Here is a 25,512-nt window from a genome sequence, read left to right on the forward strand (position 1 = left end):
GGTGGAGTTTCATCGAGTGAAAACGGAGCGATCGCTCCGGGAGTTTACATTCAATTATCCAAGGGAAGGGATACCGTGAAGGTGGTTTTCCCCGGAACGCTTTCCACGGCAATCGTACCATCGTGTTTTGTCACAATTTTTTGGACGATGTCAAGTCCCAAACCGCTCCCTTCTCCTGGTGGTTTCGTGGTGAAAAATGGATCGAAGATTTTGGCTTGAATTTCCGGGGGAATGCCCGTGCCGCTATCGGTAATGCCAACTTGCAGGCGATCGTCTTGGCAACCAATATCGATAGTCAGGGTTCCTCGGTTATCCATGGCCTGCAGGGCATTATGGATTAAATTCGTCCAAACTTGGTTGAGTTCGTCTGCATAGCATGGAATCAACGGCAACCCTTCGGGGTAATTTCTCACCACCTCCACCCCATGTTTGAGTTGATTGTGATAGAGAGTTAAAACCGTTTCAATGCTATCGGCGATTTGGGTGGGAATCTTTTCACCGCTGGAATCGTAACGAGCGTAACTCTTGAGGGCAAAAACCACTTTCGCCGCCCGATCGGTCGCCAAAGCGATCGTATTCGTACTTTTGTGCAAGCTGACCAATTCGTAGGCGGCTTCAAATAACCGATCGCGATCGCCATCTTGCATCATCGGCAATAAAAACTCCACCTCATCGTAAATCTCCATATCCACGAGGATATCCGCGATCGTATCGGTTTCCCCAATATCCCAACCGTCCAACTTGCGATTGAGCGCCCGTTTGGCTTTGCGTTTTTCCTTACTCGACAACATCGCCGACGGCTGCAGCGCCCGGTGCAAAAGCGCCACGAACACTTCCCTGTTTTCCGCCGAAAGCTGTTGAAAAAATTCCGGTAAGGTTTCTAAGCGTTCGGCAAGGAAATCGCTCATGTGTTCCACCGACGATCGAATCGCCCCCAGGGGAGTATTCACTTCGTGGGCAACCCCAGCCACCAACTGTCCCAACGCCGCCATCTTTTCCGACTGAATCAGTTCCTCTTGGGTGGCTTGCAACTGTTGCAGGGTTCGAGCGAGTTCCTGATTTTTCTGCCGCACCCGATCTTCAGCCTGTCGGCGTTCCGCAATTTCCACCTGCAACGCCTGGGTGCGTTCTTCCACTTGCCGTTCTAGGGTTTGATTGTAGTCGGCCAAGACTCGTTCGGCATTTTTGCGTTGGGTGATATCTTGGAATGCGGCAATGGCGTACGTCAAATTCCCATGGCGATCGTAAATCGGCGTGCCCATACTTTCGATGGGGACGATAGTGTTGTCGCGATGGATTTCGATATCGTCTACCCGCGAACTTTCTCCCTGTAACGCCTTGAGTACCGGATCGCGATCGACCGGGTAAAGTTGCTCGGTGCCGCTTTCATAGATTTGATAGATTTCTTGCAATCTCTCAGCACTAGCAGACTCAACGATTCCCTGCCCGAGAATTTGCTCCCCAGCCGGATTGGTGTAGTAGGGTTTGCCCCGAGCATCGGTAATAAACACCCCCACCGGCATCGCATCCAGGAACTGAGACAACCGCCGTTCGCTTTCGGCAAGTGCCGCATTCAGAGTTTTCATCTGGGCATTTTGCGATTCTAAGGCAGAAAACGACTCTTGCAACTGTTGCGTCATTTGGTTGAAATTGCGTGCGAGCAGCCCCACCTCATCCCGGCTCAGTACCGGAGCCTTTTGTTGCAAATCCCCCCCAGAAACGCGATCGGCCGCATCGGCTAGAGCTAAAATCGGTCGGGCGATGCGCCGGGACAGTAACGAGGCAACGATCGAAAGACTCACCGCCGACAAACATCCCGCGAGAATGGCTTGAATCGCCAGGTTGCGCGCCTGGGCGAAGGCTTCCGCCTGCTCCATTTCCACGATCAGAGCGATATCTCGATCTGCCAACCACCGATACACGCCGATCGCCGGAACCCCCGCATAGTTCGGGTACAGTCCAAAACCACTCTGACCCCGCATCGCCGCTTCAATACCGGGACTGCTCACCCCATCGGGAAATTCCTCCGTTTGAGTTTGACTTTTGGCAATAAAATCCGTCCCCGTCACCAGGGAACCCACCAGATAGGTTTCGCCACTCGCCCCTAACCCCGTCCGTTCGCGCACGATCCGATCGATCCGTTCGAGGTTCAGATGCGCCAGAATCGCCCCAATGCGCTCGCCGCGATCGTTCCGCAGGGGAGAGGCAAACGTAATCGCCGGTTCTCCCGTCACCGGGGAGATGTAAAAAATGGGGCTAAAAGATGGATCCGTACCGTCACTGTCGAAGTTAAAGTAGGTCAAGTTGCCCGCCACCACGTACTGTCCTTCGCGAGTGCGATCGGTCGAAACCACCGCTCGATTCCCCCGGTTGAGGACGAAAATCTCTGCAAAGTTGGGCGAGACTTCGGCAATGCCTTTGAGATAGGTTGCCAGATTTTCGTAGGCCCCTTTGAACTGGGGAGTGTCGGCATCGCGCGTCAGAACCGTTTCTAACTCTGTTTGCACCTCCGGAAATTGGGTGGTGAGGAAAAAATCTCGCTGGCGATCTTCAAACCAGCGATTAATTTCCCCTTCCTTGAGGGTTGCCGCAACGCTCAAGCGCTTGTAAGTCGAATCTTCAAGGGCTTCTCGACCGCGAAAAAAGCTAATCCCCCCCACGATCGCCGTCATCGCGATCGAAAGGAAGAAAAAATACGTACTGATTTTGGTCGTTAAATGTTGGTTAATCAATTTCATCGCCTTTTGTGGCAAACAGTTCGGAGGCAATGGACAATGGACAATGGACAATGGGTCAGTTGCAACGCTGTGTCTCCTCTGGCTTCCCCATTTTTAATTTTTAATTTTTCATTCTCACCCCCTCTCCGCGTCACCGCATCTCCCATTCCTCAAAAATCTTTTTCATGCGATCGATGGCTTCATCGGCCGCATCTTCAGGAGAAACCCCTTCGAGTAGGATGCGATCGAGGGCTTTGCCCCACAGATGCTCTTCCAAAACCTGAGAGTAGGCAGGATTTTGAGTGTGGTAGAACGGGCGCGTCTGTCCCCCGGCGAGCATTTTGGTGGCCGTTGAAATGTGCGGGTCTTTCGGATCGTTCCAAAACGGGTCTTGCTGGCTGGGTTTGAGGACGGGAAACTGACGACCCAGCGCTGCTTTGACATACGTATCGAGGACTTCGGGTTGCACGAGATAGCTCAGAAAGTCCTTGGCTTCCTCGGGGTTTTTCGAGTCGGCAAAAATGAGGGCTTGGCGGACGGAGAGCAAATAGCGCATCGGGTCGCCGTTGGGTTTGTTGGGAAATTCGACGGTGCGCAGTTTTTGGAAGTAAATTTCTTCGTCTTGACGTTGGGCTGCCGGGATGGAGAGGGTGGGATTGGGGGAGGAGAGGGTGGCGCGGTTGAGGAGGTTGAAATTGTTATCGGGATTTAACCACTTCGTTGCTCCCGGTGGCACGTATCCCAGGTCGTACCATTGGGTTATCCATTTCAAGCTATCGATAATGCCCTGGCGCACGTTCGGATCGTCTACTTGCAACTGACCGGATTCATCCAGAAGTTGGACGTTGTAAGCTTCTAAAACTTGCTCGAAGAAGTGGTAAGTATCGGAGGATTTCGGCGAGAGGGTCAGTCCCAAGCCATAGATTTCCGACTCTCCGGCCGATCGCAATTCATCCTGGGCGGTCTGCCAAAACTCCCAGAATCCCGTCCAATCCCTGGGAATATTGCCACTCTGGCGACCGATTTTGGCGAGCAAATCGCCCCAATAGTGGAAGTAAATCGTGGTTTGATAAATGGGAATGGCGTAGTAACTGCGCTGGTTGCGGGTGCGATCGAATAAAGACACCGCCTGCAGGGCTGAAGGATCGTACAAGTCGGCAACGGGTTCGATGACATCTGAGACATCCGCGAGTTTGCCTTCCCAAGCCAAGCGGGGAATCAGTTCGTATTCGGCGCGGGTGGAAAACAATACATCGGGGGGATTACCAGAAGCTAGGGCGCGTTCGGCTTTGGCTGTTAACTCATCTTCGGTTTCAAACGTGAGGCGAACGGAGATACCGCTTTCGCGTTCCCAGTTACTGACGATTTCGCGAATGGCTTCATCTTCTTCCAGGAGATAGCCTTGGTCCCACCAAACTGTTAAAACATCGCTTTCCGTCTCACCAGAGGCGTTGTCTTCAGAAGATAGCTGGGTTTGAGAACCCAAGTTACAGGAGACGAGTACCCAACCCAACGCTAGGATTGCCGTGGTTCGCACTCTAGCACGATCGAGTCGGCAGAGTTTAGAACCCCAACCCCTTCGATGATGGGAGGGCGCTTCGGATTCCGATTCCGGCGTTCTTCGACTTCGAGCCTTCGATACCATTCAATTTTCCTCGATCGGTGTTTGGATGTGTTCGATCGACCCCAATGGCAATTCCCGATCGGTGGCGGGCAAGTATCGCCGCGATCGATGACCCCGGACTCCATACCAACAACCGTCGCACCGCGCGCGATCGAGTTCGGGGTTCGACGCTGTGGTTGTCTGGAATTTTTAAAGAGGCGATCGCGCAGTTGGGGTTATTATATTAGACTCTCTAATCTCTTGCCGTTGCGTCCGGAACGATTGAGCAATGGACAATTGAGAATGACGCGGTGTGCAACTTTAGGCAATCGAAAGGATGGTGAGCGAGTCGAAACATCGCCCTTCCCCCTTCCCCCCGTGTTGTCAGGTTTTGGCTCGTACAAGTTGCACATGGCGTCAATGGGTTATATCCTTCCCCGATCGATCCGAACCTGCATCAGATACGATTCCGAATGCGATCGTTGCAAGTGATGCGTTCGCGCAGCGTCTCCATCGGAGAATCGAGAATTGGACTCGTCCCGTGGGGGTTTACGGTAGGAGGATGTGTCGTCAGAATCACTTCCCCATTGTCTCCCATTTTCCAGCCTTGGGCTTCCACGAGGCGATCGGATTGGGGTTGCGGTTGGAGTGCCAAGCGATCGCTGTTGCCAGGAAGATCCGATGGCAATTCGACCAAATCTACCCAGGATTCTTGGTAACTGAGAGACTCTCGAGGTGTCGGTGGCAATCCACCGCGTCCGGTGACGATGAATTTGCCCAGGCTGCGATCGCAAGGATTCCCCGAAAGTTCCTCGACATCAACGGTATTTTCCGGCAAGTTTGCCAATTCCGACACCGGATCGAGATCGGGAATCTCAAATCTCACCACCCCCTGCTGTCCGAATTGAGAACTGGCGGTGATATCGCTAAAGGGGGTTTCTACCTCGCGAAACTCGATCCCAAAGACACTTTGGGCGGCTATATTCACCCGACCCCCATCTCCAGCAAATGCATTTGCCGTAATATTGCTATCTTCGTTCGGCAACGCCACGATAAAATCAGTGTCGAGGTCGATATTGCCACCGTTGCCGCCAGCCTCATCGGTTCCTGCCGTCGTTGAAATATTGCTTTCTTGCCGCAGCAACAGGAAATCGCCCACTTGCAGATCGATATTCCCCCCATTCCCGGCATTAGTTCTAGCATCGATAACCCCCCGGTTCTCCAGTTGCAGCGTATCGGCTGTAATTGCCAAATTCCCGGCTTGAGCGGCTTCACCGCGACTGCTAACGGTGATACTCGCCCCATCTCGCACTCTCAGTTGCCCCGTCGTCACCCTCAGACTTCCGGGTTCTCCGCTACCTTGGGAGTCGGCAAACAAACCGCTGGGAACGCGACCATCGGCAGACGTTCCAACTAAGTCGATCGATTCGGTGGCGGAAATATCTACCGTCGAACCCAGACCTGCCGCAATCGTTGCCCCACTGATGCGAGATCCGTGCGTTAGGGTTAGCGTCCGCGTATCGATGGTCAAATTCCCTGCATTGCCCGGACCGAGGGTATCAGCAGAAATAAACGCGCCATCTCGAATGACGATCGAATCTGCATTCACGATTAAATTTCCGGCATTTCCTGTTCCCGTGGTGGCAGAAACCAAACCGGCTAGACCTTGCAACTCGATTTGAGTTGCATTCACCGTTAAATCGCCGCCACTACCCTCTCGGCTGACGGGGCTAGTGCCCAAACCAATAACTGCCCCATCGCGCATGGTTAGGCGTTCTGTATTAATGGTGATGTTTCCACTATTTCCACGACTGTTGGCATCGCTAATCAACCCCGTCGAATTGTCAATCACAATGTCGGCATCATTTTCATCAAGTAAGGGAACGAATGCCCCCAGTCTATTACCCACGATTTCTACAGATTCAGACATTTCAACTCGAATATTGCCACTATTCCCGCGACTATCACCTACCGTTGTTGTCGCGATCCCTATCTGAATGGGAATTTCTGGATGCGAGATGAATGGGGTTTCGTTGCGGATACTCAACTGACTCGCCCGCAACGCAATATCTCCACCCTGACCGCTAGAAAGGGTAGTTGTCGCAATGCCCGTTGAGTTCAAGAGGGCATTCACAAAGAAAATCTCATCGACAAAAAGAATGTTTAATAATGCGGCAAGTGGATTGTTAAGACTCAGGTTGCTTGTTTGAAATTCGCTGACGAGATCGATCGTCCCGGCAGCCGTTACCGAAATATCGCCCCCTCGTCCTTCATTCAGGGTAAGAGTGACGACGCGACCGAAATTGCGCAGCAAAATGGAGTCTCCTGCCAGGGAAATATCGCCTCCCCGCATATTTCCCGTGGTTAAGTTGCCAATAAAAGCATCTTCGATAACAAGCGCACCACCACTCTCGAAACTGATATTGCCGCCTCGCAAGCCTAGAGACAACACGAAGGAAGTCCCCGGAACGAAGCTAATATCACCCCCAGCGGTGAGGGTAATATTGCCCCCGTCGCCCTCGAAAGAAAGTGTGGGAACAATCGAAATAAAATTTGCCGATGCATCGAGATTGCCGTTGATGAGGATATTCTCCCCAGCGTCGATACCAATGTTGCCTCCACCCGAGACATCTCTGGTATCGAGATTGCCGACGATCGCATTTCCACTGGTACTCAGGGCAATTCCTCTCGCAGTAACATTTTCGATTTGCAAGTCTCCCGCAACGGCTTCGATGGCGAGATTACCGCGATCGCTCGATAATCGGCCAGTATTCGTTACGTTACTGCCGGATAGAGTCAAATCCCCCGTAGCCGTCAGATTTCCCAGATTGGTAATTCTACCGGGATTATCGCCCCCTAGATCGCCAAATTGGACGCCGATGGGAACGCTGAGGGTGAGTAGGGGAGGCCGATCTGGGTTGAGGGCATCGAAAACGCTGCCATCCTCAAATAAAAGGCGATCTGCCGTACTTGCCAAAAACGACCCCCCCACCTCCAGCCGCGCGTTTTCCCCAAAGTGAATGCCGTTGGGATTGATCAGAAATAAATTTGCCGTCCCGTTGGTGCGGATAAGTCCGTCAATACTGGAGATTTGACCGCCAGTTACGCGGGTGATGATGTTGTCGATGGTGAGGGCATTGTCAAAAAAAGCCTCATTTCCTGTTGGTAGGGAAAAGGTTTCAAAACTGTGGAATAGATTGTTCCCAACCTCAGTACCGCCCTCAATGGCGATCGAATTTCCGTTGGGAGTAGCGATCGAATTCGCCGGTAAGGTTGCATCGGGAACAATTTGCCCCCGAACGGGATAGGACGCGAGCAGAATCAATAAAAGTGGAACGGACTTGAGAATACTATTGGAAGAGTATTTTATCGATTTCGATCGAATTGAAAAATGGGTCTTAGCTTGTCTTAACATACTGTCAATTCTGATTTAGCTAAAACCTTATTATTACCGTAAGTATTCAGGTTTTGGGGTTGTATTATCAGCCTTTTTGTGTATAGATTATGGATTTACCCCATAAAACTGTATGCCAAAATACTAAGAGCTTCGAAATGACCCTGAATGGTTTCAAATAAGTGAGAAATTCATAAGTAAAATAATGTGTCAATCCCAGCAACTGAATCGTTACCGATCGTCGACGATCTGAAATCTGGTTAGATATAGCGTTTCTCGAATGGATGAGGTCCGGAAGATCCCCCACGCTGCCTCCCCTGATGAAGAGGAACTGGAGATTTAAGATCGTCCTCACTGATTTGAGAACAGCTATAGTCACTTTTAAACTCTGAAAGATAGCAATATCTGTATTTTTGAAATTACAGATTTGAAAATTTATGATAGAAAATTTTTGATATTTTGTTGCGGATATTTTCTAAAATTTTAATTACTATATTGACTTCTTTCTTCTTCTATTTTGGTGAGTTAGAATTCGATATTTCTCACGTATTACTTATTACTGAAAATTCAAAGGATCGACATCAATTGCCAAACTGACTTTCCCCAAACACAGCGATCGCAAACTCTCTAAATCTGGCAACTCCGGAGATTTAGAAAGAGGGAATTTGAGCAGGATTTGCCAGCGAAATCGATCGGCAACGCGCATCACTGGGGCGGGAACGGGACCGAGAACGTCGTAGCTGCCCTCTTCGTCCCCCTCTTCAGGGGGTTGCAACGCCATGGCAATGCGATCGGCACTGTTACTGACCTCTGTTTCATCCACCCCCGTCAGCCGCAACAAGATTAACCGTCCGCAGGGGGGATAGCTGAGGGCTTCTCGCTGTTCGAGTTCGCTGGCGATAAACGAGTGGTAGTCGTGACGCTGCACCGCTTGCACCACGGGATGTTCTGGGGTGTAGGTTTGGAGAATCACCTGACCGGGATCGTCTCCGCGTCCCGCCCGTCCCGCTACCTGGGTGAGGGTTTGGAACGATCGCTCTCCAGCGTGATAATCGGATAGGTGCAACAACCCATCGGCAGCCACCACCCCCACCAAACTCACCGAGGGCAAATCCAGCCCCTTCGTCAGCATCTGGGTTCCCACCAACAAGTCGGCTTCTCGATCGGCAAACTGACGCAACAGCAGGCGGTGCGCCCCCTTGCGCCGGGTGGTATCGCTATCGAACCGGATCGCCCGCAACTGGGGAAACTGCCGTTCCAACTCCCGCATGACTCGCTGGGTTCCGCTACCGAAGAACTTGAGATAGGGCGAGTCGCAGGCGGGACAGCGTTGGGGATGGAGGCGAGTATGGCCGCAGTAGTGGCATCGTAATAGTTGGGCAGCTGCCTCGTGGGTGTGGTGGTAGGCGAGGGAGACATCGCAGTGGGGACATTCGATCGCCTCGCCGCAACTGCGACAGGAGACAAAGGTACTGTGTCCCCGACGATTGATAAAGAGAATCCCCTGTCCCTCGGTTTCCCGCAACCGTCTCAGGGCCGCTTGCAACGATCGACTGAAAATCGATTTATTCCCCGCCCGCAACTCCGATCGCATATCCACGACTTCCACCGGTGGCATGGGACGAGACTGAACGCGATCGGGCAGTTCCAGATAATAAGATGTGTCGTCGCCGGTATGGGCATCGCGATAGGTTTCCAGGGATGGCGTTGCCGAACCCAGAATCAGCGGGCAATCGAGGAGTTGCGCCCGCCACTGGGCCACCGTTCGGGCGTGGTAGGTGGGGGCGGGGCGGTCTTGTTTGAAGCTGCTGTCGTGTTCTTCATCGAGGACGATGAGACCCAATTTCGGCAGGGGGGCAAAAATGGCCGATCGGGTTCCGATGACCACCTGGGGTTCCCCCGCCAGCATTTGCCGCCAGGTATCGTATCGTTCCCCGGCGGAGAGGGCGCTGTGGTAGACGCAGACTTTCTTGCCAAATCGGGCGCGAAATCGATCGGTGAGTTGGGGGGTGAGTCCGATTTCCGGAACCAACACTAGGGCAGACTCTCCCCGCGCTAAAATTGGGGCGATCGCCTGCAAATACACTTCGGTTTTCCCGGAACCGGTAACGCCGTGGAGGAGAACCCGCGCGTATCCCGAAATTGCGTTAATCGCATCCAGGGCAGTGGCTTGGGCTTGGGTGAGGGCTTTGGGCAAATCGCGATCGACCGCTTCTCCCATCTCCCGACGCAGAATTTCCCGTTCCTCCACTACCACGCATCCCTTGCGTTCGAGGGCTTGCACCGTCCCCCGACTCGTCGCCGCCATCTGCAAAAATTCCTGCAACCACATTTCCCCCCCACGCCGTTGCAACAGTATCAGCACTTCTCGTTGCCGGGATGTCAGTTCCACCAGGGCGCTGTCTAGGGTGTAGGTAATCGCTTGCTGGCGTTTGGGTTTGGGGCTTTTGGGGGGTTCGAGGTAACTTTCCACCCATCCCCGCTTCACCAAATCCCGAATCCCCCGTCGCGCCCCCCGAACCTGTTGCTGGAGGTAGAAAGTGGTGTAGCTGCCGGTTTTGGAGACTTGCAGCAGGGCGATAACCTGTTGGGCTGCGGCGTTGAGGAAGGTTTCTGCACCGGCGGGGATGGCTTCGGGGTTGAGGCGAACGCGACGCTGGGATTTGCCGAGTAATCCGGGGGGTAGGGCGACGGAAATGGCTTGAATGAGGGGGGTGTAGTAGTAGCTAGCGACTCGTTCGAGGAGTTGCCAGTAGTGGGGGGGAAAGAAGCCGCGACTAACAATATCTTCGACGGGTTTGATGCGATCGGGGGCTAAATCTTCCGGCAGGCGATCGAGGTGGCGAATGGCGATCGCCCCGACTTGTTGCGATCCAAAGGGAACGCTTAAAATATCCCCCGGTTGCACGTCTAAATCGGCGGGTAAGCCGTAGGTGAAGAGCTTATCTGCGCTGCCCTGACAGTCTACCAAAACTTCGATGTATTGGGGGCTGCTGACTCCGTAGGTGGCGACGGGTTCGCAGACGGCAGATGTCGCGGCAGTCACAGTCATAGGGCGATCGGGCGAGGGACTGTATGCAGGGTAGCATATGGGTGCGATCGGGTGATGGGGATTCGTCGGATTCGTAGGGGCAAAGCATTGCAGCGACAAATTTGGCATTTCGCGATCGCAAAAAAATCGCAATGCTTCGCCCACCCGAATATATGCTGCAGACAATCGATTTTCGGATGGGTTGGATGTATGGCCAAATCGATCGATGTTTGGATGTTATCGCTGGGGGTGGGCGAAGCATTCGGATGTTTAGATACCGACGATCGCATGATTTTTCGCCCGAATGCTGTGCCCCTACGGTGGGTTGTGGGATTTGGGTGGATGCCGGGACGATCGATTCGGGTTTTCGTCATCGTCATGCCATCGTAGAGGATTTTCCAGGATGTACCGTCGGATATTTTCATAAGCGCGATCGGTGCGGATGATCTGTTCGTAATAGTTGCGCTGCCAAATTATTTTTCGATCGCCGCCAATCCGATGAATTCGGCGGGTGGAAGTGGATTTAAAATTTTGGACGATCGCCCCGACAGAACCTGATGGCGTACCTTTTGTCGATTCTGGGGTAGATAAAGGGCGATCGTCCGTAATGACTAAAATTCCATGGAGGTGATTCGGCATGACAACGAAGGCATCTAACTCCAGAAACGGAAAATGAGATGGTAGGTTGTGCCAAATCGCTGCAACGGCAGACCCCATAAAGTTGGGATACATCATCCCCTGACGGATTTCTCCAAACCAACAGTATTTCTGATGGGTACAAATGGTGACGAAATATGCGCCCCGTTGCCGATAATCGTATCCCCGCAAGCGAATCGATCGGCGATGGAAATATTCTGTCATAGTCGGTTTATCATGTGTATCCGGGCTGTAGGGGCAAAGCATTGCAGCGGTAAATTTGGCATTTTACGACAACACTCAAATCGCAATGCTTCGCCCTCTAGATGTATTGCGCAGGCGATCGATTTTCGGATGGGTTAGATGTGTGAGCAAATCGATCGATGTTTGGATATTATCGTTGGGGGTGGGCGAAGCATCCGGATTGTTAAATACTGGAAATAGCCTGATTTTTCGCCCGAATGCTTTGCCCCTACGGTGGATTGGTACGGTGGGTTGGTGATGTGACCAAGCCATCCTCTACCCAACCGATCGCACCCATTTGCGCAACATCAATTCCGCTTCCACCTCATCTTGCCTCGCCGTTGCTAAAAACTCATACAACTTCACCTTCGGCACTTGGGAAAATGTCGGACTCACTTCCATTTCCCGATACTCACCCTCGCACAAGGCATAAATTCGCCAAACTTCGCCGTTATACCGGCAAAATTCGGGGACTCCCATCGCCGCGTAGAGCTGTAACTTGTTAATATCCGTATGGGTAATATCCACTTCCACCACTAAATCCGGCGGTGGATCGCGATCGAGATCCACATCTCGTCGGGCAACCAAGGGTTGATTCTGAATGTAGTAAGCATCATCGGGTTCGGCAGATCGATCTAATGCCTCTCGATCCAATGTCGTCGAACCCATCGTTTTGATTTTCATCCCCAGTTCCACCACCAAGATCCAAATGAATTTCTCAATAAGTCGAGCAGAGAATTCATGGATTTCCAGCGACACAGTAACTTCCAGGGTTCCGTGCATGTAGGTAAAACGAATGTTGCGATTCGCCATCATAGAGGCCGCACGATCTCGATTGAGCGTTTCCCGTAGGGTTTGGTAACGCTGCCAGTCCAGGGAACGAAACACAAATCGTTTTTCACCAACAGGCTGGGGAACCGGCTGAGAAATAATCGGGGTGACACTGACCATAACAGCACGGGAGCGCAACAAGAGAGAACGGTTCGGTTATTTTAGTCTAAATTTCCCCGGACGCGATCGCCCTTAATTCCGAACATTCTGGGATTACCAAATTTTGGCCATCGGCAAACTAAAACCCGGTAATTCTGGATCGCCGCTAACCCGATCGGGATTTGCCAAAATTTCGGGATCTCGATCGGGTCGGTAAATATAAACCGTGCGATCTTTCCGGTCGATTAACCAACTCAGCAATACCCCATTCTCGATATACTCTTCCATCTTCGCTTTCAAGCCCTTTAAGGTATCGCTAGCAGAACGCAACTCGATGACAAAATCCGGGCAAATTGGGGCAAAAGATGCTTTTTCCGCCTCCGTCAGCGCATCCCACCGTTCCGCTTTAATCCAAGCAGCATCAGGCGATCGAGTAGCCCCATTGGGGAGGGTAAATCCGGCACTCGAATCAAATCCCAGTCCCGTTCCATCCTTCTCAGTCCAAACCCAGAGATGAGCAGCAAGATTAAAGTTGCGGTTTCCAGTATCAGAAAAGGCGGGTGGCATCACAATTACTTCTCCCGTGGCAGTGCGTTCGATGCGGAGATCTCGATTGGCGAGGCAGAAGGCATAAAACTCATCGCGAGTCATCGGTGCGATCGCGGGTAGGGCGATCGTTAACGGCGTGGATTGGGTTTGGATGCGCAGGGTTGTGGTCATCGTCGTCACTCCCTCAGACCGAGACGTACGGGTGTTTTTAATTGTAGAGGTGAATTGAGAGGGTGTTTTCAGTTTCGAGCATTGTTTGAGAAGTGCGATCGCCTTCCCACAGCCACCTCGTCTTATCTATTCAACTCGCTACGCGCGGAACCACGCGCAGTTGCCGTCAATATGCAGCAGAAATTCGTGCAGTTCTCTTCCATCGACGGTTGAAACAAGGGTCAGACCGAGTGTTTCGATCCGATCGTACGCTCGTTCCCACTCATCCAACCGATCTTCATTGAGTAGGCGAAGTTCTTCCTCAAACAGTTCGCAGATTGAAGCAAAGGCAGGTTCGGGATGAAATTGAAAATAGAACCAGGGTTGGTCGAATTCTTCGTACTTGAGAGACCCCAACACTTCATCTCCACGCTTGAGAAGCCAGTCGTCCGATTGCGATCTATTTTTCATGCTTGAGAATGGGGGATCGATGGATTTCTCAAAATCGTAATCTTCTCTTTCAATCGGGCAATCGCCTTCAGCCTACCCCTGACAACACCTGCCCAGCCGTCAACTCCAACTCGGGAAACGTCGCCGACACGATCCGTTCTTCCCCCCGAAATTCGATCGCCTCGTAGAACCCTTCTTCCAAGGTGCAAACCGTGACGACATCTTGCAGGGGATCGACGATCCAATATTCCAGGATTGCCAACACCGCATATTCCGATCGCTTGCTGCGGTAATCCGTGGTTTGAGTCGATTGACTGACGACTTCCACCACCAGAATCGGGGAGGGTTCGTTAAATTCGATAACTGCTTCTCGGTTAGCTAGATTTTCCCACTGTTCGATGGGGAGAACAACGACATCGGGAATTCTGCACGTGTCCCAGCATCCGCCACGGGGCGATCGAACGCCAACGGCAAACCGTTGTGCCGTCCAGTTTTTTCTGGTTCTGCTGCTTTCATCGTCGAAGCTGCGTTCTAGAAATTTAGAGATTCCGCCATGTTTTCCCGTCCCCAAAGCCATCGGCACCAATTCTCCTTCAACCAATTCGTATACCGTATCCGTTCCATCGTCGTATTGGAGATATTCGGCAAGGGTGAGTTTTTCGGTAGCTACGGTCATGGCAATCGCTTTCCTTGCGGACAACTGGGTATCGTTATTTTACAACTTTGCTCAATTGTTCGTGCCAATTTGGCAACATCAACCCTGGATTTTGCGTTTAAAATTGGCGAAATAAAAATAAAATCCAAGCTTCTTTTTTTAAGGTGCTTTTGAGTTGCCATTGGGGACTCGAATTGAATGGGAAAAACTGCACGGTAACCAACCCGAAAAAAATAGAAAAGGAGATTTTGAGATGGCAACGGTGTCCGAAGCTCTACAATTGGCAACTCAATACCATCGAGCTAATCGCTTCCTTCAAGCCGGACAAGTGTACCGCAAGGTATTGGGGAGTTCCCCCCATCAACCCGATGCCCTTTGCGGCTTAGGAGCGCTTGCCCAGCAAGCGGGTGAATACGACAGCGCCCAGCAGTTATTCGAGCGTGCCGTTCGCGCTCACCCGGAGTCGGTGAAAGCCTGGTTCGGGTTGGGGAACCTGCATCAAGTCCGAGGAAAGTTCGACGACGCGGTGGAGGCTTACAAGCGCGCGATCGCCCTCGCGCCCAATTTAGTCGCAGCGTACAACAACCTGGGTTACACCCTGCAACAGCAAGGGGAGTGGGAGAGAGCCATCGCCACCTATCAAAAAGCCCTCGAACTCCAGCCTGACTGTCCCGAAGCGGATGTCAATCTGGCCAACGCCCTCTACGCCCGAGAAAAATTGCCCCCGGAACGGCAAGGGGATTACGCGATGGCGAATGCCCAGTTGGGTCAAACCTGCCAGAAAGCTGGGGATGTGGTGACGGCCGTTGCTTATTACCGACAGGCACTCGCCTTGAATCCGGGGTTGGCGATCGCCCATTACAGTTTGGGCAACGCTCTCCACGCACAAGGGAAATTCGAGGAAGCACTCGACTCTTACAAACAAGCTGCCGAGCTCAATCCTAGCGATACAGAACTCCGCGATTTTCTGGAGATCTATCGATCTGCGCTCTAGTGCCGCTACGCGGAATTAAAAGTGCAAAGTCAAAAATGCAAAATGCCCAGTACGCATAGCGTTCGCGGGTTAAAGGCTAGGTACTTATTTCTACCGTGCTGCACTAGGTTAGACGATTCGTTACTCAATGTAAAACTCAGTCAAACTCAATGTAAATAGAGGGTTTCGACCCGATCGAAAAGAGGATGGAAGATGACACAGGTTACCCTTTCGGAAGCACTCGAACTCGCCGTTCAAGAGCATAAAGCCAATCGCCTAGATCGAGCCGAGCAAGTGTATCGCAAGATTCTCAACGTTCAGCCAGAGCAACCCGATGCACTACACGGGTTAGGGATATTGGCATGGCAAACGGGCAAATACGGATTGGCTGAAAATTTGATTCGAGGGGCGCTTAAAGTCCAACCTAACGCCCCTCGAACGTGGTGCGATTTGGGAGCGATTCTTCAGAAAAAAAGCAACTTTTCAGAAGCGGCGATCGCCTATCAGAAAGCTTTGGAAATCGAGCCAAATCAGAGCGCCGTTCAGAATAAACTGGGCTATACTTTGCAACAAATAGAGGAGTTCGATCGGGCTAGTGAATGCTTTAAAAAAGCGATGGAACTTAAACATTCTAGCGTTGAAGTGTTGAAACACTCGCCCTATGAGAATATTTACCATTGTTGCGTGCAAAAAACAGCAAGTCAGTGGTTTCGATCGATTTTTAACGATCGCCTTTTCTATCAGTACACGGGTTTGGTGACTTTCCCTTACACTCAAGCCGGTTTGAAAGATGCTCGTTTCAATCGAGCTTTGCCGACCCAAACCATTGCCACTCATGTATATATCAGCTATCCGACGTATCTAACAATTCCCAAGCCCGAAAAATACAAAACTTTTTTCATCGCCAGAGACCCCAGGGATATTGTGGTGTCTTTCTACTTTTCAACCAAGTATTCCCATTCTCTGGTTGCCTATATCCCTAAAATGCGAAAAGATTTAGAACAGCTCAGTTTGAAGGATGGATTGAAGTATTCGATCGATCGGCTAGAAGACATGGGATTATTTGCGGCTTTACAATCTTGGCTAAAACGAGCTGATACTGAAGAAAAAAATATAAAAGTGTTTCACTATGAAGACTTGGCAAGCGATAATAAAGCTTTTTTGAAAAACATGTTAGATTTTCTGGAAATTGACATGCCAGAAGAGGGATTTTCTCAGTTATACGATCGGCATCAGTTTAAGCGCTATACCCAAGGACGCGATCGAGGTGAAGAAGACATCAATTCTCACTATCGAAAAGGAGAATCTGGGGATTGGAAGAATTATTTCGATGAGTCGATCTTGGCGTACTTTAAACAAGTGACAAAAGAATCGATTGGCAGATTGGGTTATCCAGAATCATGAGTGTTAGTGAGAGTTAAACTCCAGCTTTCCTCAAAACGAATGATTGAGTTTTTTACCCATCTCTCGATAACGGGAAAATCTGGGTTTCAGCAAATTTAAAACGGGCTTAGAAGAACGCGAACGATCGCCCGAATCAAAGGGAGCAAACCCCACAAAACGAGACATGACCATTCAACTTTTACACGGCAACCAACAGCGATTTCGCTATCGACATGGCGATATTAATATTTTGGGCAAAACCGATGCCACCCTTCCCGCGAGGCGATCGACTTATTCCCTCAACGGCAGTTCTCCCGTGCATTTTTACGTCGAATCCCACCCAACGGACGGTCCGAAGTATCCCTGGGGAACCCGAACCCCCTCTGTTTTGCGACTGCGAGATCGACCGGGTCACTTCAATATCGAGATTCCCATCGATCGCCCCCAACTACAAGAAGGGTGGAATCGGGTGGAGATCGATATTGAAGATCGCTCCGGGGTGCGCGAAGTTCTCGAGGTTGAGTTTCTCTGGGATTCCCAGCCGCTCTCTGTGGCCTTGAACTTGCAGGATTTGCGCAACTTCGACAGCATTCAGGACATCGGTCAGGTGGTGAACGGGGACTTCGATATCGATCGCGCCAAAAATGCGATCGTCTCCCGAACCCCTGTCGGTTCCGATATTCTGCTTCTCCTCGGTTCTCCCCACGGCAGCCAAGAAGCGACCTACGACGTGCGATTTACCGAAAGCGGCAAAGGGTGGTGCTTTCTGGGGTTGAGCGATTTTTTTGCCGCCCACGTCGAACAGTCCCCGAATCTGGGCATCAAACCCGGATATGCCACGGCCGGATTGGCAACCCTCGATTATCGGGGATGGCCCCAGATTTGGATTGCTTGGGGCGATTGCCTGTACGACAAAGACGAGACGTGGGTCATTCACACCAAAAAAGACTTGAAACTGCCGATTCGATCGAACGTAACCTATCGCGTTCGACACCAAGTCATTCTGGAGGCAGGAGTGAGTTGCGCTCGCTTTCGGATTTGGAAGAAAGGCAATCCCGAACCGGATTTGTGGGTCTGCCAGGAGGATAACCTCCATCTCGATCCGCACTTACCCAGAATCGAACGAGCATCTTTTGGTTTGTTTCAATATTGGGGACAGTCAACGGAATGGTCGAACATTCAGGTGAAAGCGCTCGATTTAACTCTGGAGGACGTGGGTTTGCAACCGAAAGTTTCGCTCGCCGTTTGAGGTGAATGGCACTCAGCATTCAGGTATAGACTCTTAGCCATCAGCTGCAAACAACCCTCCACTTCCCCCGAAGAGAAACGCGCTCGATACTGGCTCGCCCTTGCAAAAAGCCCATCAGCTCCTTGCTGTAGGGTAACATTAGTTTTACTGAAGCCACCTCGCCCGGATGCCGACTCTCGATGACCTTAGGGCGGTCGGCAAGCCTCGCGAAAGCGAGGGTACAACACTCGATACATCTGGTCGCTGGGGAGAAAAGTGCTCCATTCCCCATTCCCTTTTCCGAATTCCGCGCTTCCGAATTCTCCCTTGCCCACCCCCACTCTCATCTAACATAGTCTGATCCAAAACTGAGGTTAGGCTAGATAAGGATGGGCCAAGATTATGGATACGAACCATGTACGATTGCATTATTGTCGGTGCTGGACCGGCCGGTAGCACTGCCGCTTATCATCTCGCGAAGCGGGGCCGCTCGGTTTTATTGCTGGAAAAACAAGCTCTACCCCGAGAAAAACCTTGCGGGGGTGGGGTATCTCCCCAAGTTGCCGGGTGGTTCGATTTTGACTTTAGTCCGGTAATTTCTGCCAAAGTAGACACCGTCAGATGCACCTGGAAGATGGGGGATGCAGTCGAGGCGACATTACACACCAAACCGATGTGGATGGTTCGACGGAATGAGTTCGATCGCTTCATTGCCCAAAAAGCTCAAGAACAGGGCGCGACGCTCTATGATGGTACCCCCGTTCGCGGCATTGAGTTTAAAGGCGATCGCTGGTTTGTGACAACGCCCCGTGGCGTTTTTGAAGGGCAGTATGCGATCGCGGCCGATGGTTCCAAAGGACCGATGGCAGACTGGCTGGGTTTTCGAAATCGTCGGCGAACGATGTGTGGGGCGATCGAAGTCGAACCGCGCGCTACCATGAGCCAAACCAACGTGGCCCATTTTGAATTTGGCTTGGTGAAAAATGGCTACGCCTGGAATTTTCCCAAAGCCGATGGTCATTCCATCGGGAGTGGCGCGTTTCGACCCGGTCGCGAAAAAGTCGAAAATATCGCCGCTCCTCTGGTAGATTATGCCGCTCAGTTTCAGGTCGATTTCAACACCTGCCACCGCCAAGGCCATCCCTTATTTTTGTGGAACGGAACTCAAACCCTCCATACCCAAAATGCGCTGCTCGCAGGAGAAGCGGCCTGCGTGGTCGATCCGTTTACCGCAGAAGGGATTCGCCCGTCGATTTTTAGCGGTTTGAAAGCCTCCGAGGCGATCGATGGGGCGTTGGCTGGCGATCTGGAGGCCCTAGAGCGCTATACCCAAACGATTAATGAAGAATGGGGTGCAGATATGGCTTGGGCGAAGCGGTTGGCAGAGGCGTTTTATCGCTTTCCGTTTGTTGCTTATAAGTTTGGAGTCAAACTCCCCCATGCCTTCGATCGCATCGTACCGACGATCTATGGGGAAGTACGTTACGCCGATATTGTGGAACGGGCGCTCAAGAGAATCAGTTTCGGGTTAGCCAGTTGAGGCCCGCAGGCATTTGATGAAGGGAAGTCGGAGGGAAAATGGGGAGAGCGGGCGCTCGGAAGAATCATTGAGAATAGTGCATTCCAAATTCTGCATTCTTCCCTTCCGATGCGCCTTTTACCCCGCCCCACCAAGGGCGGTCGAATCCGGTATGATATGTAAGGTATATGTCAATTTGAGGGTTCTCAATCCTACATTCATGGCAAAAAAAAGCATGATCGAGCGCGAAAAAAAGCGCAAAAAACTCGTCGCCAAATACGCGGCCAAACGCGAAGCTCTCAAGGAGCAATTTGATAAAGCGGCTTCTCAGATGGAGAAAATGGAAATCCATCGCAAAATTCAGCAACTCCCTCGCAATAGCGCACCCAACCGAGTGCGGAATCGTTGCTGGATGTCGGGAAGACCCAGAGGCTACTACCGCGATTTCGGTTTGTCTCGGAATGCGATCCGAGAAATGGCCCACGAAGGTTTGCTTCCGGGCGTTGTTAAATCGAGCTGGTAGGCTTGGCGCTTAAACTTTGAGGGCACACGAGCGAAGCAGAGAACCAAGCCGCAATCGCGCGATCGTTCTCGATTCTCAACTGTCGAGCGTCACTGCCCGCAACAGCGCTCGATGCCCAAACTGTCGAGTAATAAGTCGCTAACCGCATTCGCGACGGCAAATTCACCGTAAAAACTTTGGGAAAAGTCAAATCCTTGCATCTCGGTGACGATCGCTATTACCAGAGAGCCAACATCGTTCTCTCCTTCCATACGCTGTCGCACGTAGATGCTTGCCGCTCTTTGGGCAATTTCTGCGTTGACGGGTTCTGGGAGAAACTCTTCGTCGAGCCACTGATGTAGCGATCGTTCGAGCCACTCTCCTTCGAGCTTAGGATTTTGGGCCGGTGGTAGGGTAATCGGTGGAATTGCTTGAGACATAGATAGTGTGCCGAACAATGCGACTATCTACTATTTTGCCATTCTCGCGATCGCTACCCCCACCTCCTATCGCTGCGCGCCGAACTTATGGAATACGACATCCCCGCGATCGTTCAGGGATACGCCCGAGGCTACTTTTTAATGGCCAATGAAGGACGAGAAGCCTCTGATATCGGGTGGTACAGTAGCCGAGAACGAGCGGTCATTCCCCTCGACGATCGATTTCGCTATCCGAAGTCGCTGCGTCGGGTTCTCCATCAAGAACGCTTCGAGATTGCCGTAAATCGCGCCTTTGAAGAGGTTGTAGACGGTTGCGCAGATCGAGAAACCACCTGGATTTCTCCCAAGTTGAAGCGGATTTACCTCGCGATGCACCAAGCCGGTTGGGCTCACAGCTTTGAAACTTGGCAAGGCACGCAACTCGCCGGTGGAGTCTTGGGGATTGTTATCGGGGGAGCGTTCATTGGAGAGTCGATGTTTTATTGCATCCCCGATGCCTCGAAGGTGGCAATGGTCAAATTGGTGGAACGGTTGCGCTCTCGAGGGTTTCTTCTGTTCGACGCTCAATTAATGAATCCCCACCTCGCCCGGTTCGGTGCGTATACCCTCAGCGAAAAACACTATCAGCGTTTGCTCGCTAAATCCCTCAGACGTCACTGCTCTCTATTTTGAATTGCGCGTGAATTGCGTCTCATGGGAACGATCGCCCAACCCTGGCAAGGGAAAGGAAACCGAGGACAGCAAGCTCGAAGTCACGATCGCTGGGTTCGAGCATCTCATATACATTAGGCATGGATTCTGTTTGAAGCGAATCTCGCTGTGTGAGAAAAAGTTTTCCTGGAGCGATCGCGACTTCCCCAAATTTGCTAAAATGCTAAGTTAGCAGTGCCGATGTAGCTCAGTGGTAGAGCACTCGATTCGTAATCGAGCGGTCACGAGTTCAAATCTCGTCATCGGCTTTAATTTAGAAACCATTCCAAAACCTTCAAGGGGGCGATCGATATACTCTACCGACGAACGCCACCCACAACTGCGGCGATAAAAACTGTCCATCCTACAAACTATCGATCGAGGATCGGTCGGATCCGAGAATTTTATCCCGATTTTCGCAGACCTCTATTGACTTATTACTGATTACTTATTACTTATTACTTATTACTTCCCCTTACACGCACTTCATCCATGAAAAGACCCATTCTGCTCTCTTCCCTAACCGCGCTCTTTTTATGGGCAGGGTATGCAGCCATTTGCGCTCGAGCCGTTTGGGGTCAAGAACCGACAACGATCGAGCAAACCGCATCCGACTGGGATTTGCTGTCTCGTCCCGAGGCTGGATTTGCGATCGAAGTCCCACCGGGAAACTTGCGCGAAGAAGTGCAATCGATCGAAACCGAAGTCGGTCAAATCCAACTCCACACCATCGGAATCGATCTCCAAACGCGAGTTTATGCCGTTCGCTACAACGACTTTCCCCCAGCTTTCCAAGGTTTGCCGGCCGAAACCCTGTTAGAAGGCACTATGCAAGGACTCACAGCTAATGTCAGTCAGCGTTTGGAAGCCGATCGCAATATTTCTCTCGGGGGACATCCGGGACTGGACTTGTACTACGAAGGTCTGGACGGACTAATTTACAAACATCGCGTTTACTTAGTCAACCAACGAATCTATCAGACGATCGTTGTTACTTCCCAAGACGATCTCACCAACTTTTTGGTCGAAGCCGATCGATTTCTAAATTCCTTTAACCTAACCGCACTCGAACCAGCTTCGGGGGAACTTTGAGAGGGTAGGGGTTTCGGGGCGAAGGGGGCAGAGGAAGCTTCGTTCGCTCTCGGGGGCCGGGGGAGAAAATGCGCGCATTAAATCAAAATTCGTACTCTCCATCACTGCATCACCGCGTCCCCACATCTAGAGCGTCATTCTTCCCCCCTCTCCCTTGTCCCCTTGTCTCCCTTGTCTCCCCGATCCCCACACCCTCGACCTACTTCTTCTTAATAAAGTGGGCCCAAATATTCCCCTCGGGGCCGCTCATTGAATTGACGTAGCCATTGGGATAGAACAAGCGCACGCCTTCGGTGTTGGAGTAACCGGTGAGGGCATCTCCCCAAGGGTCGTTGACAATCAATCCGTCCGGGGTGTAGCCGATGACAGTGACGATATGACCGCTCGGTTGCACGTAATCCCCCGCCAGAACCACGGGACGACCGTTCGCCAGTTCCCAGTCGATTTCCCGCCACTTGCGCGTTGTCGAGAAACTGGTCTCGAATCCATAGGCGCGAATCAGTCGCTGGAGAACTTCGTGTTCCGTTTGAGACCCTTCGCCGTAGCTGTTAAAAATCCACTCCAACAGGTCGTCGGCGAGAGGGTAGCTAGCCTCGGGTTCGATGCCGTAGTAGGCAAAGACCATGGCGATCGAGGTGACGTTACAGGTAGACCAGTAATACCGGGGATTCCAACGCTGGGAAAGATAAGGAACGTTGAGTTCGACGTATTTGGGGAGTTTGGGAAATAAGTCGATCTTCTGGCCCCCGCGTCGCATCAAAACGTGGTCGGGAAAAATATAGCCGGTGTTGCCGTATCCGGGTAACTGTTCCGTGAGGGTGACTTTGACATGTTCGGATTCGATTTTGTACCCCGCCACGCCGTACACCCGTCCCGTGGGGAGGGTGGTTTTATCCCCCGAACTCAGCTGACTTGAGGCGATCGGGCGACGCTTTAAAGCCGTTTGCTGACGAATCGTCAGAGTCAGGGCATTGGCATCGTAGTTGACGAGTTGTTTGCCATCTTGGCGCAGTTTGACGTGATTGCGATAGACGAAACCGACGTTGCCGAAACCGGGGACGGACTCTTTGAGGGTGACTCGAAAATGTCCCGAGATTGAAGCGTACCCCAGAACCCCGAAAGATTGCCCCAGAAGCAACCGACCCTTTTGGTTGGCGGGTAAACTCGATGCGGGTTCTGGTTTGAGTTTGATGTAAGTGGTTTCGGTGACCAACAACTCCCCGGTGGTGGGAATATCCGGCACGTCACCGATGTCGAACTGCAACACTTGGTTGCCTTTCCTCAGTTCGACGTGGGACTCGAAAAAGTATCCGAAATCTCCCACCGGTGCCACGGGGTTTTTGAGTACTACTTTCAGGTGACCGTCGACGAAGCCGTACTTCGCCACCGCCAAGGTCGTATCCGTATCGAACCTCACTTTTTGCTCGGAGGTCAATCGGTCAGAATCGACGGGGGCAATTTTAAAGAGGGTATTTTTGAGGATGCGGATAGTGAGGGTATCGCCAACGGTCAGGGCATCGTTACTGACGGTAACGTAAAAAATTTGACTGCCGACGGTTGCGCCGTTGCGGTTGGTACTCTTGACCCGCAGCCAGCGCAATCCGGGATCGTTGAAGCCATTGTTGAGGGTGACCCGCCAAATACCGGCATTGCGATCGAGACTGACGGGGAAGGAGAATTTATCTTCGGCAACGACGGAAACCGCAACGGCTTTGGTGGGATCGAAGGTGCCGTGGAGTACTGTCGGCTGACCCACCATCACTTCCACCGGTCCCCGATAGCTGAGGCTGGGGAAGACGTTGAAAGGTTGGCCGCCTTCTTTGAGTTGGACGAAATCGGCGAAGAGGTAGCCGGTATTGCCGAATCCGGGCATATTTTCTGTCAGTGCCACCCGGAAATGGGAATCTTCGAGGGCATAACTGCTGACACCGTAAACCATGCCAGCATTCAGAGTGACTTTTTCCGCTGCGGAAAGTCGGGAGGAATCGATCGGACGCTTTTTGAAGACAGTGGTTTTTTCCAAGGTGACGGTTAAGGCGTTGCGATCGTACTCGATCCACTCATCTTCGACTTTGAGGCGCACGTGATTGCGGTAGAGATAGCCGCTATTACCCAATTTAGGGATGGAGTCGCGCAGGGTGACTCGGAAGTGCCCGTCGACGCAGGCGTAACCGTAGGCGATCAGGGTTTGTCCGGCGAAGAGGGTGACTTGGCGATCGCCGGGTAAGACGCTCGAACTTTCCGGTACGGCTTTAATTTTCGTATCCTGTTTGACCCACACCAAAATCGTCCCCACCGGGGGTTGCGGCAGTTCGTCTTCCTCGAAGAAGAAATCTTGTCCCTGCCATGCGAGGCGGACGTGGGGTTGGTAAAAGTAGCCAAACTGCCCCACTGGGGAAATGGGAGTCTCGAATTCGAGGGCGAGGTGTCCGTTAAGGGGGGCGTAGCGACGGACTTTCAGGGTTTCTCCCGCTCGGATAAAGACTTTTTGCTCGTCGTTGAGGCTGCTCGAACCCGAGGGGGAAACTTTCAGCCAGGTGTTTTGTAAAACTTTGACGCTCAACCCTTCCGCTTCGGCCATCGGTTGGGGGCTGACGGTGAGGTAGACGACGCGATCGCTTTGGACTTGGTTCGCCCCGTTCTTCCCCCGCAAGCGCAACCAGCGCACTCCCGCACCGCTAAATCCCCGGTCTAGGGTCACCCGCCAGGTGCCATTATTCGGATCGATCGCCACGGGGAGGGGAAAGCGGTCTTCGGCAATGACGGAGATCTCCGTCACTTGTTGCGGGTCGAAGGTTCCCCGCAGCACTGTCGGCCGACGGACGGTAACTTCTTGGGGAGCGAGATAGGTTAGAACACCCATGAGCGTCAGTGTTTCCGATAGCGTCACTAACTTTCACTTTAGTCGCTCCATGGGTGAGAGGCAATGGTCATTGGTGAGGTGGTTTTGCTGATGTGCCATTGGTCAAGGAGTGTGGGGAATGGTGCGCGAGTTGGTCGAGCCGTTGGAGCATGAGTCGGTCATCGGAAACCGTCTAACCGGCATTATTCACCATCGCCTTCTCCAAACAGCTGGAAGCCTTCAGTATCAGTTAATTGGCGAGTTTTGTCCCCATTACCGTTTGTCATCGAGCGACCATTCCCGAATTCGACGAGTATTCAGGGTTTCAGGCATTTACGAGCGGCGTGGTGAAGAATCTAGGCTAACGTCAGTTTTGGATAAGACTGTTTCCGGTGAGGGCGGGGAATGGGGAATGGGGAATAGGGATGAAGTACTTTGCTCCCCTGCAACCAGATGTAGCCAGTGCGATCGCTTCGCTCATCAAG

The 25,512-nt window shown here is 52.0% G+C and carries 20 protein-coding genes and 1 tRNA gene; 10 read left to right on the forward strand and 11 right to left on the reverse strand.

Annotated elements, in window-relative coordinates; translation table 11 throughout:
* Positions 1–50: 50 nt before the first annotated feature.
* Both AC2215_RS18955 and AC2215_RS18960 read right to left on the reverse strand, forming a co-directional pair.
* The gene (locus AC2215_RS18955) at positions 51–2,738 is read right to left on the reverse strand and encodes an ATP-binding protein (protein ID WP_486811565.1); all 2,688 of its coding nucleotides are present in this window, start codon (positions 2,736–2,738) and stop codon (positions 51–53) included.
* 130 nt (positions 2,739–2,868) lie between these two features.
* Entirely contained in the window at positions 2,869–4,362 is a 1,494-nt protein-coding gene (locus AC2215_RS18960; protein ID WP_486811566.1) for a sugar ABC transporter substrate-binding protein, read from the reverse strand.
* A 44-nt stretch (positions 4,363–4,406) separates the two neighbouring features.
* Between AC2215_RS18960 and AC2215_RS18965 the strand changes: the two genes are divergently transcribed.
* Positions 4,407–4,568 (forward strand): hypothetical protein, encoded by a 162-nt coding sequence (locus AC2215_RS18965; RefSeq protein WP_486811567.1) that lies wholly within the window; start codon positions 4,407–4,409, stop codon positions 4,566–4,568.
* A gap of 209 nt (positions 4,569–4,777) precedes the next feature.
* Here the strand turns inward: AC2215_RS18965 and AC2215_RS18970 are convergent, their stop codons facing one another.
* From AC2215_RS18970 to AC2215_RS18980, 3 genes are all read right to left on the reverse strand, one after another.
* Positions 4,778–7,735 carry a two-partner secretion domain-containing protein gene (locus AC2215_RS18970; RefSeq protein ID WP_486811568.1) on the reverse strand — a complete coding sequence of 986 codons (2,958 nt, stop codon included), beginning with the start codon at positions 7,733–7,735 and terminating at the stop codon, positions 4,778–4,780.
* Between the two features lie 535 nt (positions 7,736–8,270).
* Positions 8,271–10,766 (reverse strand): primosomal protein N', encoded by a 2,496-nt coding sequence (gene priA, locus AC2215_RS18975; protein ID WP_486811569.1) that lies wholly within the window; start codon positions 10,764–10,766, stop codon positions 8,271–8,273.
* A 294-nt stretch (positions 10,767–11,060) separates the two neighbouring features.
* The gene (locus tag AC2215_RS18980) at positions 11,061–11,606 is read right to left on the reverse strand and encodes a transposase (protein ID WP_486811570.1); all 546 of its coding nucleotides are present in this window, start codon (positions 11,604–11,606) and stop codon (positions 11,061–11,063) included.
* Between the two features lie 142 nt (positions 11,607–11,748).
* Between AC2215_RS18980 and AC2215_RS18985 the strand changes: the two genes are divergently transcribed.
* The gene (locus AC2215_RS18985; RefSeq protein WP_486811571.1) at positions 11,749–11,883 is read left to right on the forward strand and encodes a hypothetical protein; all 135 of its coding nucleotides are present in this window, start codon (positions 11,749–11,751) and stop codon (positions 11,881–11,883) included.
* Positions 11,884–11,900: 17 nt separating this feature from the next.
* On the opposite strand, the gene AC2215_RS18990 is transcribed toward AC2215_RS18985, so the two are convergent.
* The 4 genes from AC2215_RS18990 to AC2215_RS19005 all read right to left on the reverse strand — a co-directional run bounded on the left by AC2215_RS18990 (position 11,901) and on the right by AC2215_RS19005 (position 14,379).
* The gene (locus tag AC2215_RS18990; protein WP_486811572.1) at positions 11,901–12,575 is read right to left on the reverse strand and encodes a Uma2 family endonuclease; all 675 of its coding nucleotides are present in this window, start codon (positions 12,573–12,575) and stop codon (positions 11,901–11,903) included.
* A gap of 93 nt (positions 12,576–12,668) precedes the next feature.
* A complete protein-coding gene (locus AC2215_RS18995; RefSeq protein WP_486811573.1) occupies positions 12,669–13,274 on the reverse strand; it encodes a Uma2 family endonuclease in 606 nt (201 codons plus the stop codon).
* Between the two features lie 138 nt (positions 13,275–13,412).
* Positions 13,413–13,724 carry a hypothetical protein gene (locus AC2215_RS19000; RefSeq protein WP_486811574.1) on the reverse strand — a complete coding sequence of 104 codons (312 nt, stop codon included), beginning with the start codon at positions 13,722–13,724 and terminating at the stop codon, positions 13,413–13,415.
* Between the two features lie 67 nt (positions 13,725–13,791).
* Entirely contained in the window at positions 13,792–14,379 is a 588-nt protein-coding gene (locus tag AC2215_RS19005; protein ID WP_486811575.1) for a Uma2 family endonuclease, read from the reverse strand.
* A gap of 232 nt (positions 14,380–14,611) precedes the next feature.
* Here AC2215_RS19005 and AC2215_RS19010 point away from each other — a divergent pair, with 232 nt between their 5' ends.
* The 5 genes from AC2215_RS19010 (at position 14,612) to rpsN (ending at position 19,984) form a co-directional block, all read left to right on the forward strand.
* A complete protein-coding gene (locus AC2215_RS19010) occupies positions 14,612–15,352 on the forward strand; it encodes a tetratricopeptide repeat protein (protein WP_486811576.1) in 741 nt (246 codons plus the stop codon).
* Between the two features lie 192 nt (positions 15,353–15,544).
* Positions 15,545–16,735, forward strand: a complete 1,191-nt coding sequence (locus AC2215_RS19015; RefSeq protein ID WP_486811577.1) for a sulfotransferase domain-containing protein — start codon at positions 15,545–15,547, stop codon at positions 16,733–16,735.
* A 163-nt stretch (positions 16,736–16,898) separates the two neighbouring features.
* Positions 16,899–17,963 carry a hypothetical protein gene (locus AC2215_RS19020; protein ID WP_486811578.1) on the forward strand — a complete coding sequence of 355 codons (1,065 nt, stop codon included), beginning with the start codon at positions 16,899–16,901 and terminating at the stop codon, positions 17,961–17,963.
* A 394-nt stretch (positions 17,964–18,357) separates the two neighbouring features.
* A complete protein-coding gene (locus tag AC2215_RS19025) occupies positions 18,358–19,482 on the forward strand; it encodes a geranylgeranyl reductase family protein (RefSeq protein WP_486811579.1) in 1,125 nt (374 codons plus the stop codon).
* A gap of 199 nt (positions 19,483–19,681) precedes the next feature.
* Entirely contained in the window at positions 19,682–19,984 is a 303-nt protein-coding gene (gene rpsN, locus AC2215_RS19030) for a 30S ribosomal protein S14 (protein ID WP_486811580.1), read from the forward strand.
* A gap of 89 nt (positions 19,985–20,073) precedes the next feature.
* Here rpsN and AC2215_RS19035 read toward each other — a convergent pair whose 3' ends face one another.
* On the reverse strand, positions 20,074–20,403 hold the full coding sequence (locus tag AC2215_RS19035) for a hypothetical protein (protein WP_486811581.1): 330 nt from the start codon (positions 20,401–20,403) through the stop codon (positions 20,074–20,076).
* 87 nt (positions 20,404–20,490) lie between these two features.
* On the opposite strand from AC2215_RS19035, the gene aat reads away from it, so the two are divergent.
* The 3 genes from aat to AC2215_RS19050 all read left to right on the forward strand — a co-directional run bounded on the left by aat (position 20,491) and on the right by AC2215_RS19050 (position 22,185).
* The gene (gene aat / locus AC2215_RS19040) at positions 20,491–21,075 is read left to right on the forward strand and encodes a leucyl/phenylalanyl-tRNA--protein transferase (RefSeq protein ID WP_486811582.1); all 585 of its coding nucleotides are present in this window, start codon (positions 20,491–20,493) and stop codon (positions 21,073–21,075) included.
* A gap of 215 nt (positions 21,076–21,290) precedes the next feature.
* A tRNA-Thr gene (locus AC2215_RS19045) sits at positions 21,291–21,362 on the forward strand.
* A 223-nt stretch (positions 21,363–21,585) separates the two neighbouring features.
* A complete protein-coding gene (locus AC2215_RS19050; protein ID WP_486811583.1) occupies positions 21,586–22,185 on the forward strand; it encodes a hypothetical protein in 600 nt (199 codons plus the stop codon).
* 199 nt (positions 22,186–22,384) lie between these two features.
* On the opposite strand, the gene AC2215_RS19055 is transcribed toward AC2215_RS19050, so the two are convergent.
* Positions 22,385–25,048, reverse strand: a complete 2,664-nt coding sequence (locus AC2215_RS19055; protein WP_486811584.1) for a C39 family peptidase — start codon at positions 25,046–25,048, stop codon at positions 22,385–22,387.
* Between the last annotated feature and the right edge of the window lie 464 nt (positions 25,049–25,512).

It is taken from the genome of Zarconia sp. (assembly GCF_057467645.1).